This window comes from Sphingomonas sp. So64.6b (assembly GCF_014171475.1).
Classification (GTDB): domain Bacteria; phylum Pseudomonadota; class Alphaproteobacteria; order Sphingomonadales; family Sphingomonadaceae; genus Sphingomonas; species Sphingomonas alpina_A.
Genome location: NZ_CP048817.1, coordinates 1753132 through 1770178 on the forward strand (window position 1 = coordinate 1753132; position 17047 = coordinate 1770178).

Here is a 17047-nt window from a genome sequence, read left to right on the forward strand (position 1 = left end):
TCGTGGCGATCATCGACAACACAGCCATCATTCTCCCGCCCGTTAAGCGCTCATTTCGCGACGAATGTCAGGGTCATAAAACGAACGGCGCGAGCGGTGATACCCTTTGCTGCCTTAAGCGGTGCGATGGCTGTGTCTTTCAAAATCCGCTCACAGGCGAACTGGTCGATGGCATGGCTACCGCTCGATTCCCGGATCCGACAGGCTTCGCTATGGCCTGTCGCATCGAATTCCAACCGCATCTTGACCGGGCGCGCATAGTCCGACGGCAGTACCGCGACCGTCTGGGTCGAATTGAACATGACGGGGCTTTTGTTGATGCCGATCGTCCAGGTCAGCACGGTCCGAAACACACCCGAAACGGCGGCGCCCGCGCCATTCTGAGCCGGCACGAACCGCAGGCGTTTCACGGCCAGCTTGCACGACTGAGTATCGAGCGAGACGGAGCGGCTGCTCTCGGTGACCGTACATCCCGTCGGCTTGCCCTCGGCGGACACTGCCACCTCGATCGTCACGATACCTGCCTTTGACCGCGCATCGCGCGGATAGTCCGCCGGAGAGATCAGCTTCTGCAGGTCGATCGGCTGGGGATCGCTCGCTGGTGGGGTGACCATCTGTAGCGCGATCGCAATCGCAAATGACAGCACCGGCAAAATCCTTCCTGGCCCATTCGTCAGCCTGTGTATGGCCAATGTGCGATGTGGTCCATCTCCGCGGTCCAGACCGGCAGGTCACACGCCTGTCACAGGGATCCGCCAGTGAGGGAACTCACGGCACGGAAAATCCATCATGGCGTTCACGCTCGATCCCGGCTCCTCCGCAGAAATGGAGCGCATCAAACAGGAAATCGCCGACAGTTTCGATGAGGAACTGGAGATGGAGATCGATGAAAGCCGGCTCGAAACCCTGCTTGCCGATCTGGCGGACCATCCCGATCGCGAACAGGTCGAGCGGCGGGTCTATTTCCGCGAGCTGTTCCGCCTGCAGCATGAACTCGTGCGGCTGCAGGACTGGGTCCAGCACAAGGGGCTGAAGGTGGTCATCATCTTCGAAGGCCGCGATTCTGCCGGCAAGGGCGGCGCGATCAAGCGCATCACGCAGCGGCTCAACCCGCGCGTATGCCGGGTGGCGGCGCTCCCCGCGCCCAATGAGCGCGAACGGACACAATGGTATTTCCAGCGTTACACCGCGCATTTGCCCGCAGCAGGCGAGATCGTGCTGTTCGATCGCAGCTGGTATAATCGTGCCGGAGTCGAGCGGGTCATGGGCTTTTGCACCGAGGAGGAGTGCGAGGAGTTCTTCCGCTCGGTTCCCGAATTCGAACGGATGCTCGTGCGTTCCGGCATCATCCTGCTGAAATACTGGTTTTCGATCACCGATGCGGAGCAGGAATTCCGCTTCAACATGCGCATTCACGATCCGCTCAAACAGTGGAAACTCTCGCCGATGGACGTCGAATCGCGCCGCCGCTGGGAGGATTATACGCGCGCCAAGGAAGCGATGCTGGAACGCACGCACATCGCCGAAGCACCATGGTGGGTGGTCGAGGCGGTCGACAAGAAAAAGGCGCGGCTGAACTGCATCGCGCATCTGCTCGACCAGATTCCCTATGGCGACGTGCCCAAGGCGATGGTGACCCTGCCCGATCGGGTGCGGCACGAGGATTATATCCGCCAGCCGGTGCCGCCTGAGCTGCACGTGCCCGATCGCTACTGAAGCTCTCCGGGAGATATGGGACACCGGTTGTGTTATATCTCGGCCGCTGCTTCAGCATAAGGTGTTCATTTATAAACTATTATATTGCATATAGTTAGGATGATATCCTGACAGCGGATGGGACTGCTTCCGCTCAGCTCAGCGCCGCACAAAGCCGAGCCAGCGCAGCAATAGATAAGTTGCCACCGCCGCGCCGAGCGCCAGCATGGTTGCGCCGAGCGTACCCATCGATGAGGTCAGCGGCATACCGCCGGTGTTCATCCCGAAAACACCCGTGACCAATGTCGCGGGCAGCATCAAGGCAGTCATGATCGACAGGATGTAGAGATTCTGGTTGGTGCGCTGCGCCGCCTGGATATCCAGCTCCTCGCGCAACAGCCGCAGCTGTCCCTGCACGGCGATGATGTCGCCGTCGAGCGACTGCAGGCGCTGCACCAGTTTTTCGACGGTGGCGAGCAAAGCTTCGGGCAGTTCCTCATCCTCTTCCAGCCGGTGGAAAACCTCACGCATGCCGCCGAGCATCCGGTGAATCTGGGCGATGCGGCGACGGATACCGATCAGGTCGCGGGTGGTCGGTGGATCATGGCCGTCGAGCAGCGCATCCTCGGCGATGCGCACCTCGTCGCTGAGCGTGCGGCTGATCCCCGCGACATTTTCGGTGATCGCGCCGACCAGCAGGTCGAGCGCCGCCGCTGGCCCCGCCAGCGATGGGAGCCGCTCCAGCCGCTGGCGCACGATATCGGCCGACCGGATCGGGTGCGACCGTGTGGTGAGGATCAGCGTCGGAGTCAGCGCGACACGGAGTGCGCCGATCCGCGCGGTATCCGCGACATCGAAATCGCGCTCGAAATCATGCAGCACGCACCCGACCGTGTCGCCATCGACCAGCGCGCGCTGATGCGTATCGGACGACAGCAGCAATTCACGCACGTCCGCCGGTAGCGCCGCGCCTTCGATCCAGTTGCGCGTGCCATGGTCGGCGAGGTTGAGGTGAAGCCAGCGCAAAGGGCCGGGCTGTGGCGCGTCGCAAGTTTCGACGGCGAGGCTAGCGGAGGCAGTGAAATCCAGCCCCCAGATCAACCCCGGCCGCATGCCGCCAAAGGGCATGAGATCGGGAATGAGAGTTTCGCGCGTGACCCGCCCTTCCTACAATATCTGCGAGAAGAGCATGTAGAGGCCGCCAGCCAGCAGGATCGACACCGGCAAGGTCAGCACCCATGCCATCAGCATGTTGCGGATCGTGCTCATCTGCAGCCCCGATCCGTTCGCCGCCATCGTCCCCGCGACGCCCGAGGACAGAACATGCGTGGTCGACACGGGCAGTCCGAGATGATCCGCGCCGAAGATCGTGCCCATCGCGACCAGCTCGGCCGCGGCGCCCTGCGCATAGGTCAAATGCGTCTTGCCGATCTTTTCGCCGACCGTGACGACGATCCGCTTCCAGCCGACCATCGTGCCGAGCCCGAGCGCGAAGGCCACCGCGATCTTGACCCAGGTCGGGATGAAACGGGTACCGGCGTCGAGCGATGACTTATAGGTGGTCAGCGTTTTTGTGCTGGCCTCGGACAAGCCGGCGACCTTGTCCTTGCCGAGCCGCTTGATCGCCTCCGATGCAAGATACATGTCGTTGCGGATGTTACCCACAGCGGCGGCCGGCACCTTGGTGAATGAGCCATATTCAATCACCTGCTGATCGACATCGGCGATTAGCGTGGCAAGTGCCGGCACCGTCGCCGGCGTGAATTGTTTATCGGCGATATAATTGGTCACGACCGTGCGCGCGGCTTCGGGCGATGCACCGGCCGGACGGCCGCCCAGCGCATCGGTCGCGACGACCGAATTCATATGGAAATCGGCCGAATATTTGGCCGGCACCGCGCGGTTCAGCGCATAGGCGGTCGGTACCGTACCGATCAGGATCAGCATGATCAGGCCCATGCCTTTTTGCCCGTCATTCGAGCCATGCGCGAAACTGACGCCGGTGCAGGTGAAGATCAGCAGGCTGCGGATCCACAACGGCGGCGGCACGCCCGGTTTAGGCTCCTGATAGAGTGCCTTGTTGCGGATCAGCAGCTTCATCGCGAGGAACAGCAAAGCCGCGACGCCGAAACCGATCAGCGGCGACACCAGCAACGCCTGACCGATCTCCGCCGCCTTGGACCAGTCGACACCCGACGTTCCGCTCTTGCCGTGCATCATCGCATTGGCGACGCCGACGCCGATGATCGACCCGATCAGTGTATGGGACGAGGAAGACGGGATGCCCAGCCACCAGGTCGCCAGGTTCCACGCGATCGCCGCGAGCAGCAGCGCGAAGACCATGGCGAAGCCGGCATTGGAACCGACCTGCAGGATCAGTTCGACCGGCAGCAGCGAGACGATGCCGAATGCCACCGCGCCGGTCGACAGCAGGACGCCGAGGAAATTGAAGAAACCCGACCACACCACCGCGATATTGGCCGGCATCGCATTGGTATAGATGACGGTGGCGACCGCATTGGCGGTATCGTGAAATCCGTTCACGAATTCGAAGCCGAGCGCGATCAGCAGCGCGATGAACAACAGGATGAAGGGCAGATAGGCGGTCGCCTCGACCCCGACGGCACTGGCATCGGTATATACGCTGTATCCGACATAGATCAGCGCGGCGAGGATCGCTGCGCCAAAGCCCAGTTTTCCGGCGACGCCCAAGCCCTTGTCGAGATCGGGCCGTCCGAGCGCGGTATCTGCGGCGATCGTAGCGTTCATCGGGTCGCGGCCTTTGTCGATTCGGCCCTCGGTACAAGCGGGTTGTGACAAGCCCATGTCGGTCAGCGGCCCCGACCGCGAGCCGACATACAAACGACGATATTGGTGAAACCGCCGGTGACCTGTTTCGCAATCATGGTTATGGGGTGCGTATGACCTCGACCATCTCGCCGCTCGCTCCTGCCGGATTCCCCACTCTCCCCGCCATTCCCGGCGTCACGTTGCGTATCGCTCGCGCGCATTACAAAACCTGGGATCGCTGCGACCTGACATTCATCACGCTTGACCCCGTTACTGTCGTTGCGGGCGTTCTGACACAGAGCCGCTGCCCTTCGCCCGAAGTCGAATCGTGCCGCAAGGCGCTGATCCTCGGCCAGGCACGCGCGCTGGTGGTCAATGCGGGCAATTCCAACGCCTTTACCGGTGATCGCGGCCGCGAGGCGGTCGAGAATCTCGCCGCGCGCACCGCGCAGCATCTCGGTTGCCAGCCTTCCGACATCTTCCTCGCCTCGACCGGGGTGATCGGCGTGCCGCTGCCGATCGACAAGTCGGAGGCTGGGCTGAACGCCGCCTTCACCGCCGAGCCGTGCGGCTGGGAAGACGCCGCGGCGACGATCATGACCACCGACACGTTCGCCAAAGGCGCGGTCACGACCGCGATCGTCGATGGCAAGACGGTAAGCCTGGTCGGGATCATCAAGGGTTCGGGCATGATCATGCCCGACATGGCGACAATGCTCGGATTCATCTTCACCGATGCCGCGGTCGACCCGGCCTTTCTGCAATCGGCCCTGTCCGACGCTAATGTGAAGACTTTCTCCTGCATCACGGTCGATAGCGACACTTCGACCAGTGACACCGTGCTCGCCTTCGCCACCGGCGCGGCGGGCAATGCCCCGCTCGTTTCAGCCGATGATGACGGCGCGGACGCGTTTCGTGCCGCGCTCGCCGATCTGTGCCGGCAACTCGCCCATCTCGTGGTGCGCGACGGCGAAGGCGCGTCGAAATTCATCACCATCGACGTGACCGGCGCGGAGAGCGACACCAGCGCGCACCGGATCGCGCTGTCGATCGCCAATTCGCCACTGGTGAAGACCGCGATCGCGGGCGAGGACGCCAATTGGGGTCGCGTCGTGATGGCGGTGGGCAAAGCCGGTGAACCGGCCGAGCGCGACAAACTGGCGATCCGTTTCGGCGAGACGCAAGTCGCGCGTGATGGCCTGGCTGTTGCGGATTATGACGAGGCACCGGTCGCCGCGCATCTCAAGGGCAGCGATGTCGATATCGGCGTCGAACTCGGGCTTGGCGAGGGACGCGCCACGGTGTGGACCTGCGACCTGACGCACGGCTACATCTCGATCAACGGCGATTATCGGAGCTGACCCAGGTGTTGACGATCTGGGGACGACTGAATTCGCATAATGTGAAGAAGGTCGCCTGGCTTGCCGCCGAGATCGGCATGCCGCATGTGCGCTGCGATGTCGGCGGCCAGTTCGGCATGAATGACGCCTATCTGGCGCTCAACCCCAATGCGCTGATTCCGACGATCGAGGATGACGGCGTGGTATTGTGGGAATCGAACGCGATCCTGCGTTATCTCGCAGCAAAATATGCGCCCGGGGCATATTGGAGCGACGATCCGGCGGTCCGTGCGCAGGGCGACAAATGGATGGATTGGCAATTCGCCTATGCCGATGCGCAGCGCGACGCCTTTCTCAATCTTGTACGCCTGCCAACGGAGAAGCGCGATCCGGCATGCGTCGCCAGATCGGCGGCCGCCTGCGCGCAGCATATGGCGGTTCTCGACGAAGCACTGAGTCGGCAGACCTGGCTCTCCGGGGATCGCTTCGGCATCGGCGATATCCCGATGGGCGTTTATGCCCATAGCTGGTTCTCGCTGCCGATCGAGCGACCCGCTGTACCACATGTCGCAGGGTGGTATGAGCGGCTTAAGACGCGCCCTGCTTTTGCGGCGCAAGTCATGATTCCGCTCACCTGAAGCGACACGGAGAGAGCAATGCCCGACCTGATCCTGCATCATTATCCGATGTCGCCCTATAGCGAGCTCCTGCGCCTGGCGCTCGGCATCAAGGGCGCGGCCTGGCGATCGGTGATCATCCCCAATATCGCGCCTAAGCCCGACCTGATCCCGCTGACCGGCGGTTACCGCAAGACGCCGGTGTTTCAGATTGGCGCGGATATCTATTGCGATAGCGCCATCGCGATCGAGGCGATCGAGGCGTTCCAGCCCGAACCGAGCCTGTTCCCCGCCCCGCTCGGCCGGCTTGCCGCGCTGGTCGCGCTGCAATCCGGCGGTACGACCTTCAGCCAGTCGGTCGGATCGGCGATGGCGCCGTTCATCGACCGCATCGACAACGAGTTTTTCGAGGATCGCAAGAAACTGTTCGGGTTCGATCGCGAACGCGTGAGGCGTGGCGCGCCGCATCTGACGGCGCAGTTCATCGGCTGGCTCGCGCAGCTCGACGACGCGCTGTCCGATGGCCGCGCGTTCCTCGGTGGCGACGCGCCGGGTTATGCCGATTGCGCGGCGGGCATGAATGTCTGGTTCCAGGGCAATTTCGGACTGAAGGGCTCACGCACCGCCCCCTTTCCGCATGTCGGCGCGTGGATCGCGAGAGTCGAGGCGATCGGGCATGGCTTGCCGACCGACATGACCGCGCAAGAGGCGCTCGACGTGGCGCGGGATGCCGAGCCGCTGGTCGTCGAACGGATCGACGAGGATAGCGGCTTCACCGCCGGTCAGCCGGTCACTGTGCGTACCGAGGATCCCGGCGCGGACGTCGTCGAAGGCAGGCTGGTGAGACTGACGTCGCGCGACGTCGCGATTCTGCGTGATGATCCGCGCGTCGGCACTGTCGCGGTGCATTTCCCGCGCATCGGGCAGATCGTCATGCCGGCTTAGGACACGACCGACACCTCTGCGATCTCCCCTCTTTCAAGGGCGATTATGAAGCTTGCAAAACCAGCCAGCGAATATCGGGAAGTGGAAGAAGCGATCATTCAGGCGTAAGGGCGCGCGGCGTAGTCCTCAATCCACATTCGCTCGCACCACGCATCTTCACCAAATTGCTCGATCTCCGACTTCGCCGTCGCGAGCGGCAACGTCTTGGCCCAAGGAAGAAAGCGATTCTCGATATGAGCCGCTATCCGATCGAGCTTCCGACGTACTGAGCTTTCGTCAGTGCTCTCCCATTGAAGTCGCTCAAAGTCATAGTTCAGATTCTGCGGTCGATAGACCAGCTCTCTGTCGGCATCCTCCAGGGGCCTGAACTTGTAGGGATAGTCAAAGACCTCCGGTGGGACTCCCGTGGGGACCGCTTCTGTCCTGTCTCGCAGGAACGAGTGCCGAAAACATAGAATATGCGAGATTGACCCCGACGCACTCATCCGGCCACCCAGCCGAAAGAGCGCAATCGTCACCTGTTCGCTGGATAAGGAGAGCGCCTTTCCCTTCGACACGAAGCCCAACCGAGCCAAGCGGCTGGTCACGTGCTCCTCAAAGAGCGTTTCGAAAGCTTCCTTGTCCATGAACGCTGATGCCCTGTTCGACGCTTCGCGCCGAGCGATGCGCTTCGCGATCGCACCCACCCCCTGCCCCCTCCCTTGCAGGGAGGGGAAAGAAGATTGGCAGCTCAGTCAGTAATCAGGCGAGTTCGTTTTCGAGCCAGGCCTTGAGCTGGCTCTTGGGACGTGCGCCGAGCAGTTCGGCGACGGGCGCGCCGCCCTTGAACAACTTGAGCATGGGAATGCTGCGGATGCCCATCTGCGCGGCGATGTCGGGATTGTCGTCAATGTTAAGCTTGGCGATCGTCACCTGACCGCCCAGTTCTTCCGAAATCTCTTCGAGGCTCGGCCCGATCTGTTTGCACGGGCCGCACCATTCCGCCCAGAAATCGACGAGCACGGGGCCATCGGCCTTGAGGACGTCCGCGTCCCAGCTCGAATCGGTAATCTGTTTGGTAGCCATGATGGAGTCTCCTTTGTTGGCGCTAATCTAGGTACCGCGCGGGTCGCGCTCAAGCGCCGACTGCGTAGCTTTGCTCATTGGCGACAAAGCCCGGCTTGTGCGCGTCGAGAAGGCCGGACGGCAGTTCGAACAATGTTGGGCCCGAAGTGTAGAGCAAGGCCGCCTCGATCACCCGATCAGGGAAGATCGCCGCCAGCGCTTCGCGATAGGCCGCCATCTGGCGCAAATGATAGGACGGGACTTCCGCCAGCATCATGGGCGCGTGCCGCCCGGTCTTGAAGTCGATCACACGAATTTTGCGATCGGTGACGAGCAGGCGATCGACCGTGCCCGACACGACCACGCCATTCGCAACCACCGCGGCAATCGGTGCTTCGGCAAGCGATTCCGGACCGAACAGGTCTGCGAAAATCGGATCGTCCAGCACGGCCAGCACGGTTTTCGCGATCTCGGCGCGGTCGGCAGGCTTCTCCACGCCGCCTGCCCCGGCAAGCCACCGCTCAGCCGATATCTCACGCATATCGGGCGCAACGGCGGGCAGGCGCTCGAACAGCGCGTGGATCAGTCGCCCCCGCTCCACTGCGACGCGCATTGCCGGCGATGGCGGTGGATCCGCCACCATATCCTCGCCGAGCGACGACGGTGCGAGCGGCCGCGGCGGACGTGCCTCGACCGGTGCCTTGCGCCTGACCCAGTCGGGCAAGGTCGCACTGACGGACGAGCGATCGGTACCCTTTGGTTTCAGCGCGACCGGCTTTTGCGGCACGCGTCCGGCATAATGCCTGGCCTCTTCCGACGGCTCTATCCCGAGCGACGCAAGGGCGCGGTCGGAGGCGGCATACCAGCTCGTCTCGGGCGGCACGCCTTTGGCCATCGGCCCAAGCGCGCCAGCGATCACCAGCCGCTCCTCGGCGCGAGTGGCGGCGACATAGAAAAGCCGCCAATGCTCCTCCAGTTCGCGGCGCGCGGTCTGGTCAAGCAAGTCGGCCAGCGGCCCGCCAGCCTCGTCCTTGCGCGGCCGGAAAATCGGGACTGCATCGCCGCTATCGGGCGCCCATTTGAGCACGCGAGTCGGCGTGCGCGACGGATCGGCGGTCGCATCGGCGAGGATTACCAGCGGTGCCTGCAATCCCTTGGCGCCATGCGCGGTCATCACACGGACCGCGTCAAGCGGCGCGGACGGATCGCGCACGATCTCGACATCGCCGCGGTCGAACCAGTCGAGGAAGCGCTGCAGCGATGGTGTCGACTGCGTCTCGAAATCGAGTGCGGCGTTGAGCAGTTCCTCGATCGGGTCGCGCGCTTCCTGACCCAGGCGGCGCAGCATCTTGCGACGCCCGTCGAGCGGCCCCGAGAGCAGTTCCTCGAGAAATTGATAGGGCGTGGCAATATCGGCGCGTGCAAGCATCGCCAGCAACGGCGCGAGCCGCTCCGTCGGCTGGGTGCGACGCAGATGCGCCCATAAGCTGCCCGACCCGCGTGGGACGGCGGCCATCAGATCGTCCTGACTCCAGCCGATCAGTGGCGACACGAGCAGGCTGGCCAGTGAGAGATCATCGCCCGGCTGCAATACGAAACGGATCGCGGCGAGCAGGTCCTGAACGCTGAGCGGTGCGTTCAAGCGCAAACGATCGACGCCCGCGACGGGCACTCCCTCGGCATAGAGCCGCGCCACAATCAGCGAGGCGAGTTCGCCGCGCCGCTTGACCAGGATCATCACATCCTCAGGGCGGAGCGGTCGGCCCTGGCTTTCCAGCATCAGGGGCGCCGAGCCGTACAGCCAGTCCTTCAAGGTCCGCGCGATGCGTGTCGCAAGCGCGCGGGTCGCGTCGGGAATCCAACCCTCGGCATCCTCTTCGCTGCCGCCGGAGACGATCGGCGGCCATAGGGTCACCGTGCCCGGGCCGGCCACCTCGCTGGCATGAAGCTCACGATCGGCGATTGCGCCAAGTCCCGGATCGCCGATCGAGTCGATCGCGGCATCGACGAATTCCAGCACCGGTTTGGTCGAACGGAATGACGAGGTCAGCGATAAACGCTCGAACGGCACACCATCGTCGCCGATCGCTTCGGCCTTGGCGAGGAAACGCTGTTCGGCGGCGCGGAAGAAGATCGGGTCGGTGCCCTGGAAACCGAAGATCGCCTGTTTATAGTCGCCTACTGTGAACAGCGTACGGACGCGTTCGCCATGCACGCCGAGCCCTGAGAAAAATTCCTCGGCCAACGCCGCGACGATCGCCCATTGCCGGGGATTGGTGTCCTGCGCTTCATCGATCAGGATATGCTCGGTGACCTGGTCGAGCTTGTAGCGGACCCATTCGCCCATGCCCGGCTGAGCGAGCAATTCGACCACCGAATGGATCAGGTCGTCGAAATCGACCGCACCGATGCGCCGCTTGGCCAGCGCATAAGCCTTGGCATAGTCCCGCCCCACCGTCAGCGCGTCTGCGAGCAGATCGGCATAGGCGCCATGCACGCGCATCTGCAGCAGCGCGGAGCAATAATCATACATGCCGGTCGCGAGGTCGGCATAGTCCGGCTCCTGCGGCGCCTGTCCCTTGCCGAACGAGCGGATGTCGAGATCGGCCTTGGCCCAGATCTTGTTGAGTTCACCCAGCGTCGCCGCGCGCTCGACCGGCGATCGATCGAGCCAGGCCGAGACCAGGCCGGCACGTTCGATTCCGCTTTTGGTACCCCAACTGGCGTTGAACCCGCCGATCGCGTCGAGCGTTTCATGGTCGAACACACAATCGTCGCATGCCTCGGCGATCGCCGCTTCGATATTGCCCTCGGGCAGATCGAGCTGGCGACGCAGAAACGGTTGCAGGTCGATCGGCAATTCCTGCAGCGACGCCAGCGAGCGGGCGCTTTCGCGCAGGAAATGCTCTGCCTCGCCCTCGCCGAGCCTGAGGCTGAGCGCACCGACGGTGTCGATCGCATGCTGGCCGGCATCGACCAGCATCTCGGCCAGCGTTTCGCGCGCCAGCACCGATTCCTCGCGCGCTTCCAGCGGGCGGAAGCCCGGCACCAGGCCGGCCTCGATCGGGAAGGAGGCGAGCAAGCTCTGGCAGAAACCATGGATCGTCTGGATGCGAATCCCGCCGCCGGGCGCATCGAGCACCTTGGCGAACAAGGTTCGTGCGCGTTCGGCAAGCGCGTCATCGGGCTTTTCGCCCAGCGCGCCGAGATCGCTGAACAAGGCCGATCTTGGCATGCGCACCCAGGCCGCCAGCCGCTGGCTGATCCGCCCGGCCATTTCCGCCGCCCCCGCCTTGGTGAAAGTCAGGCACAGGATCGCGCCGGGATCGACGCCCCGCAGCAACAGGCGGAACACCCGCGCCGCGAGTACTTGCGTCTTGCCGGTGCCGGCCGAGGCCGACAGCCAGACATGCGTGCTTGGGTCGCTCGCGCGCGCCTGATTGTCCTTGAGGACCGGAAGCGGGCGGTTATCCACGCTCACGGCCATACCATTCATCGCGGCGCATCAGCTGATCATAGTCGGCATAAGGCGCATATTCAGGGTGGAGCTTGGCGGTGAACGGCGCATCGCCGGTCAGCCATTCACGCACCGCCGCGGTGAAGTTGCGTGCGGCGACGGTGGTGAAATCGGCGGTCGGGATGCGGCCCCGCTTACCCTCGGGATCGACCGGGCTTTCGACATAACCGAACTTGCCGTTCTTGCGCGAAAGCGACCAATATTCGAACGCATCCGCCCGGCCCCTGGCATCGGCGAACCCGCCATGTTCGGCGATCAGGCCAAGCAGGCCAAGCTGCAGGCTATAGCCTTCCGCAACCGCTGCGGCGGAAGGCGGCTTGCCGGTCTTGTAGTCGATGATCGCCAGCCCTCCGCCGGGCAGGCGATCAACCCGGTCGAACTTGCCGGTCAGCGTGACGCCGGCGATCTCGCATTTGCCGTCCTGCTCGACCGCGACCAAGGTGCGCCCTTCCGCGATATGGCGCGCCGTTTCCGCGACGATCCAGTCGATCGCCTCGATCAGGCGCGGCTGCCACAATGCCTGCATCAACGGATGCGCATCGGCGAGCATGGTCAGCGCACGCGCGTGAAGCTTGGTCGGGTCGCACTGATCCTGACGCGCCCAAGTTTCGAGCACCTCATGCACCGCGCTGCCGCGCCATGCCGCGCTGGGATCGGCATCGACCGGATCGAGCGGCATCAAACGCAGGATGCGCTTGGCATAGAAAGCATAGGGGTCGGCCTTGAGCCGATCGACATCGGTTACCGCGATGCGTTTCGGGCGCAGTTCGGCCGGTGGCGACGGCGCGGGTTGGGATTCGGGCAAATGTTCGCCCGGGTCGTCAAGCGCGCGGTTCCAACCTTCCAGCTCCACCGCGCGTTCGAAACGGTCGCCGGCCAGCGCCTGGAGCCGCAACCAGAAGCGCGAGGCGATCGCCGGCGACTTCGCATCGCGTCGCGCCCGGGTGAGCAGTGCGCCCGGCGCACCCAGCGCGCTGGCGAGATCATGCGCCGATACGCCGACGCGGCGTTCCAGCCCGGGCAAACCAAGCTCGCTCCGGATCCGCGGCGCGAGCCAGGGATCGGGTGCGGGCTGGCCCGGCCAGGTGCCTTCGTTCAACCCGCCAAGGATCATCAAATCGGCGGTTTGCAGTCGTGCTTCGATCAGGCCGTAGATCGCCAGCCGGGGATGCCCGCCTTGCGGCGGTCGCACCGCAACTTCGTCCATCAATGTCTTGAGCAACGGCGCGAGGCTTTCGGGCTCGATCAGCGCCGGGCCATTTGCCGCCTGCGCTTCCAACTCGGCGAGCAGTTCGGCCGCAGCGCGCCCCGCCGGACCGCCCCACAGCGCATCGCCGCACAAAGCTTGTGCCGTTTCGCGCAGAGCGGCGACCATCGCTGGCAAAGGTTGCGCGCCGCCGGCAAACATCGCCTCGATCGGCGCCAGCAGCGCGCGCGCTTCAGGCCACCATATCGCCGCTTCGGCGCGGCGTTTTTCCTCTCTTTCGGGTGCCTCGGCAAGATGCGCGTCGATCCCCGTCAATCCAGCGGCCGGACGTGGTCCGCGCAACACCCGATCGAGACTACGCGCGCCATCGAGCCATGCCGTCCGCCCTTCGCCGAACCGGACCAGCGGATGTTTGAGCAATGCGAGCAGCGCAAGCGGCGCGAAGCGCTGTACTGCCGCCTCGGCCAGCGCGGTCAGCAAGGTGCCCGATGGCAGGATCGACAGGGGTCGACCGGCAGTGTCGTCGATCTCGATCCCCCAGCGCCCGAGGTGCGCGGCCACCCGCCGCGCCAGCGCGCGATCGGGCGTGACCAGTGCAGCGGTCTTGCTTTCGGTCTCCAGCACCTCGCGCAAGGCCAGCGCGATCGCCTGTGCCTCTTCCGCGGGGGTAGCCAGTTCGGCCGCGACGATCCCAGATAATCGACGCTGATCCGCATCGAGCGTGGTCCATTTGCCGGTGAATTCGGCCGGAGCGAGCGCATTGGCGATGGCGCGGCCACGCGCGATGGTTGCGTCATGTCCGCCGCCCTCGCGCCACACGCTGAACTCGCCGCGATTGACGCTCATTCGTTCGAGCAGCAGCTTCATATGAAATTGCGGATGAGTCTCGATCGAGCGACGACGCTGGCCCGTCGCCGGATCGGGTTTGTGCGGACCGAGTGCGAGCCATTCGCTCTCGTCCATCTCAAGCGCGAGATCGGCGAGCACCACCATGCCCTGCGGCAGTTCCGACACGCAACGCATCAACTGCGCCACCGCAGGTGCGCTGTCGGTGATGCCGGCCGCGCATACGAAGCCGGCGGGCGGTTCGCCGCGCCAGCGACCAGCGAGGCGTCCCAGCAACAGGGAGCGCCGGTTAGCAAGGTCGATGCGTCCCAGCGCCTTGAGTTCCGCCGGCCAGCGATCGATCACCGTGCCGAACAGCGCCAGCGCCTTTTGCCAATGGTTGGACAATTCCTGCGTCAGTTCCAGTTCGCGCAGCTTGGCCGGCGCAATATCCTCCACCAACAGTTGATCGAGCGTGCGCGCCAGTTCCCCGGCGAGCCGCACCGCCTCGGCCGCGTCGACCGGCTGGCCGGCGCGTGCGCGCTCCTCCGACACCAGTCGCGCGAGGATCATCCGGCGCTGCAAGGGCGCTACCGCTGGTGGCACCGGATCGAGACCATCTGCGGGATCGAGCGCCGCGCCTGCCGCCTCGTCGAGTGACGGATCGCCGATCGCTACCAGCCGAGGCAACAACAGGCCGCCACCACTCGCGCGGACAAAGGCATCGGTCAGCGCGCGTTTGGCGCGATTATTGGGTAGCAGCACGAGGCCACGCGCGAGCCCCATCGGCTCACCGCCGAAGCGTTTGATTAGTCCTGCCGTCAGTGCATCGGCAAAGGCCCGGTGCGCCGGGATCGTATAGAGGCTGGGCTTGCGGCCCTCACCCATCAGCCAACATCGCTTCGGTTTTCGCGATGGCTCCCGGCGTGCCGACGTCGAACCACAGCCCTTGATGGACCAGCCCGTAAGCCCGGCCCGCAGCGATTGCGCGTTCCCAGAACAGCATGGTCGAGAATGGCCCTTCCGGCCAATCGGCGATCACCCGCGGTGAGAGGATCTGCACGCCGGTATAGACGAACGGCGCGATCTTGCCCGGCTGGCGCCGTCCGAGGATGCGTCCATCGGGCGCGACGCGGAAATCGCCTTGACCCGAATGGCAATGCGCACGCGCCTGCGGCACGAGCAGCAAGAGCGCATCCATCTTGTCATCGTCCCAGCGCGCGGCGAGCGCACGGATCGCGTCGGTCGGCCCGTCGATCCACAAATTATCCGAATTGACCACCACGAACGGCTGGTCGCCGATCAGGTCGCGCGCCTGGACGATGCCACCGCCGGTCTCCATCAACTTGCCGCGTTCATCGGACACGACCACGTCGATACCCTTTACGCGGTTCTTGAGATGCGCCTCGAGCGCATCGGCGAGATAATGGACATTGACCACCGCCCGTTTGACGCCGGCCGAGCGCAACCGGTCGAACACATGGTCAAGCAACGCCTTGCCGCCAACTTCGACCAGCGGCTTGGGTCGCGTCGCGGTCAGCGGACGCATGCGCTTGCCGAGCCCCGCCGCCATGACCATCGCGGTTTCGGGCACATGCCCGCCCGGATCGGGGCGGATGGCCAGCGTGCGCTTCAGACTCATTGGCTGATCGTCATCGGGTCACCACGCATGTCGGTCGGGATATTCGCGTCGAACCAGGCCGCGACCGGCGCCAGTGCCGGGTGCGCCAAATCATGTTCGAGATAACGCCACACACGCGGGCACATGCCCGGATAACGCGGTTTGCCGTCGCGTTTCCACAGTCGCGTGAAGATGCCGATGATCTTCGCGTTCCGCTGTGCGCCGAGTACATGATAGGCGGTGTCGAAATCATCGCCGACGCCAGTGATCCGCCGATAACGATCGAGCATCACCGCCTCCAGCGCGGGTGGCACATCGCGCCGCGCATCCTGCAACAGAGAGACGAGGTCATAGGCTGGATGCCCGGCCAGCGCATCCTGGAAATCGAGCAAACCGAGCGTCTCGCTGCCGCCTTCGACCGCGGCGCCGATCAGCATCAGGTTTTCGGCATGATAATCGCGCAGCACGGTCACGCGCGGCCCGGCCAATGTGCTGGCCAGCACCTGGTCCCATGCATCGCGGTAACCGGCGAGGTCGGCATCGATGCCGATCGCCGGGCAATACCATTCGGTGAGCAAGCCCGCCTCGCGGTGAAGTTCGGACAAATTATAAGCCGGCAACGGCCCCGCTTCATGATCGCGCAGCCGGATCAGCACGTCGATCGCCGCTTCGTAGAGCCTGAGTTCGCTCTCCGGCGCGGCATCGACCGTCTCGCGCATCCGTGCGTCACCGAAATCCTCGATCAGCACCAGGCCGTTATCGAGATCGATGCCGTGGATCGTCGGTGCGGCAAAGCCGCGCTCGACCAGCCACCGCGCGATGGTGATGAATGGTTGCGGATCCTCATGCGGCGGCGGCGCATCCATCAGCACCGCACTGCGATCATGATCGACCACGCGGAAATACCGCCGGAACGATGCATCGCCGGCCAGCGGCAGGATCGATGCCTCCGCCCAGCCGATGCCGCGAAGAAAGTCGGCCGCGGCGGCCGGGGGATTCATATCAGGTGCCATCGCGCCTTCCATGCCGCCGGGACCCGCGCTGTCAAGGCGCGCGCGCCATCGGGCATGATCTCCAGGGTGAGTGCCAGCGCATGCGGCCAATATCCGGGCGCACGTTCCGGCCATTCGACGATCAGCAGCGAATCGGATGCCGCGTCGTCGAGGCCCAGTTCTTCCATCTCGTCACGGTGTTCGATGCGATAGAGATCGACATGCAGGACAGGCAAACGCACCTCGGGCGGTGCATAGGGCTGCACGATCGCGAAACTCGGACTGGGCGCCTCGCCGGCCAGCCCGAGCGCGGACAGCAAACCGCGCGCGATGCTCGTCTTGCCCGCGCCGAGTGGACCGGCGAGCGTGATGACGTCGCCCGGTTGCACAAGCGCGGCAAGGCGGACACCGAGATCGTCGCTCGCGGCGGGATCGGCCAGCAAGGTCATATCGG

Annotated in this window: 14 protein-coding genes; 4 read left to right on the plus strand and 10 right to left on the minus strand. The window is 64.3% G+C overall.

The window, feature by feature from the left end:
- Positions 1 to 50: 50 nt before the first annotated feature.
- Positions 51 to 647 (minus strand): TonB family protein, encoded by a 597-nt coding sequence (locus G4G27_RS08385; protein ID WP_183112906.1) that lies wholly within the window; start codon positions 645 to 647, stop codon positions 51 to 53.
- Between the two features lie 142 nt (positions 648 to 789).
- On the opposite strand from G4G27_RS08385, the gene ppk2 reads away from it, so the two are divergent.
- Entirely contained in the window at positions 790 to 1716 is a 927-nt protein-coding gene (gene ppk2 / locus G4G27_RS08390) for a polyphosphate kinase 2 (protein ID WP_183112907.1), read from the plus strand.
- Positions 1717 to 1854: 138 nt separating this feature from the next.
- Here the strand turns inward: ppk2 and G4G27_RS08395 are convergent, their stop codons facing one another.
- Together G4G27_RS08395 and G4G27_RS08400 are read right to left on the minus strand one after the other, a co-directional pair.
- The gene (locus G4G27_RS08395; RefSeq protein WP_244624607.1) at positions 1855 to 2796 is read right to left on the minus strand and encodes a transporter; all 942 of its coding nucleotides are present in this window, start codon (positions 2794 to 2796) and stop codon (positions 1855 to 1857) included.
- Between the two features lie 66 nt (positions 2797 to 2862).
- Positions 2863 to 4464 (minus strand): inorganic phosphate transporter, encoded by a 1602-nt coding sequence (locus G4G27_RS08400; protein WP_183112909.1) that lies wholly within the window; start codon positions 4462 to 4464, stop codon positions 2863 to 2865.
- Positions 4465 to 4616: 152 nt separating this feature from the next.
- Here G4G27_RS08400 and argJ point away from each other — a divergent pair, with 152 nt between their 5' ends.
- Genes argJ through G4G27_RS08415 form a run of 3 tightly spaced genes read left to right on the plus strand, consistent with a single transcriptional unit; the run spans position 4617 to position 7387 of the window.
- Positions 4617 to 5846, plus strand: coding sequence for a bifunctional glutamate N-acetyltransferase/amino-acid acetyltransferase ArgJ (gene argJ, locus G4G27_RS08405; protein WP_183112910.1), 1230 nt, complete (start codon positions 4617 to 4619; stop codon positions 5844 to 5846).
- Positions 5847 to 5851: 5 nt separating this feature from the next.
- A complete protein-coding gene (locus tag G4G27_RS08410; RefSeq protein ID WP_183112911.1) occupies positions 5852 to 6463 on the plus strand; it encodes a glutathione S-transferase in 612 nt (203 codons plus the stop codon).
- A gap of 18 nt (positions 6464 to 6481) precedes the next feature.
- Positions 6482 to 7387: a glutathione S-transferase family protein gene (locus tag G4G27_RS08415; RefSeq protein WP_183112912.1), complete on the plus strand. Its 906-nt coding sequence runs from the start codon at positions 6482 to 6484 to the stop codon at positions 7385 to 7387.
- A gap of 98 nt (positions 7388 to 7485) precedes the next feature.
- On the opposite strand, the gene G4G27_RS08420 is transcribed toward G4G27_RS08415, so the two are convergent.
- From G4G27_RS08420 to tsaE, 7 genes are read right to left on the minus strand one after another with little or no spacing between them, the layout of a single operon-like run.
- Positions 7486 to 8073, minus strand: coding sequence for a hypothetical protein (locus tag G4G27_RS08420; protein WP_183112913.1), 588 nt, complete (start codon positions 8071 to 8073; stop codon positions 7486 to 7488).
- A gap of 55 nt (positions 8074 to 8128) precedes the next feature.
- On the minus strand, positions 8129 to 8452 hold the full coding sequence (gene trxA, locus G4G27_RS08425) for a thioredoxin (RefSeq protein WP_183112914.1): 324 nt from the start codon (positions 8450 to 8452) through the stop codon (positions 8129 to 8131).
- Positions 8453 to 8501: 49 nt separating this feature from the next.
- The gene (gene addA, locus G4G27_RS08430; protein ID WP_244624608.1) at positions 8502 to 11918 is read right to left on the minus strand and encodes a double-strand break repair helicase AddA; all 3417 of its coding nucleotides are present in this window, start codon (positions 11916 to 11918) and stop codon (positions 8502 to 8504) included.
- Positions 11899 to 14868 carry a double-strand break repair protein AddB gene (gene addB, locus G4G27_RS08435; RefSeq protein ID WP_183112916.1) on the minus strand — a complete coding sequence of 990 codons (2970 nt, stop codon included), beginning with the start codon at positions 14866 to 14868 and terminating at the stop codon, positions 11899 to 11901. Before addB ends, addA begins: the two co-directional genes overlap by 20 nt.
- Entirely contained in the window at positions 14861 to 15622 is a 762-nt protein-coding gene (locus tag G4G27_RS08440) for a nucleotidyltransferase family protein (protein ID WP_183112917.1), read from the minus strand. Before G4G27_RS08440 ends, addB begins: the two co-directional genes overlap by 8 nt.
- Entirely contained in the window at positions 15619 to 16602 is a 984-nt protein-coding gene (locus G4G27_RS08445; protein ID WP_183113695.1) for a phosphotransferase, read from the minus strand. Before G4G27_RS08445 ends, G4G27_RS08440 begins: the two co-directional genes overlap by 4 nt.
- Positions 16599 to 17042, minus strand: coding sequence for a tRNA (adenosine(37)-N6)-threonylcarbamoyltransferase complex ATPase subunit type 1 TsaE (gene tsaE, locus G4G27_RS08450; protein WP_183113694.1), 444 nt, complete (start codon positions 17040 to 17042; stop codon positions 16599 to 16601). Before tsaE ends, G4G27_RS08445 begins: the two co-directional genes overlap by 4 nt.
- Positions 17043 to 17047 lie beyond the last annotated feature (5 nt).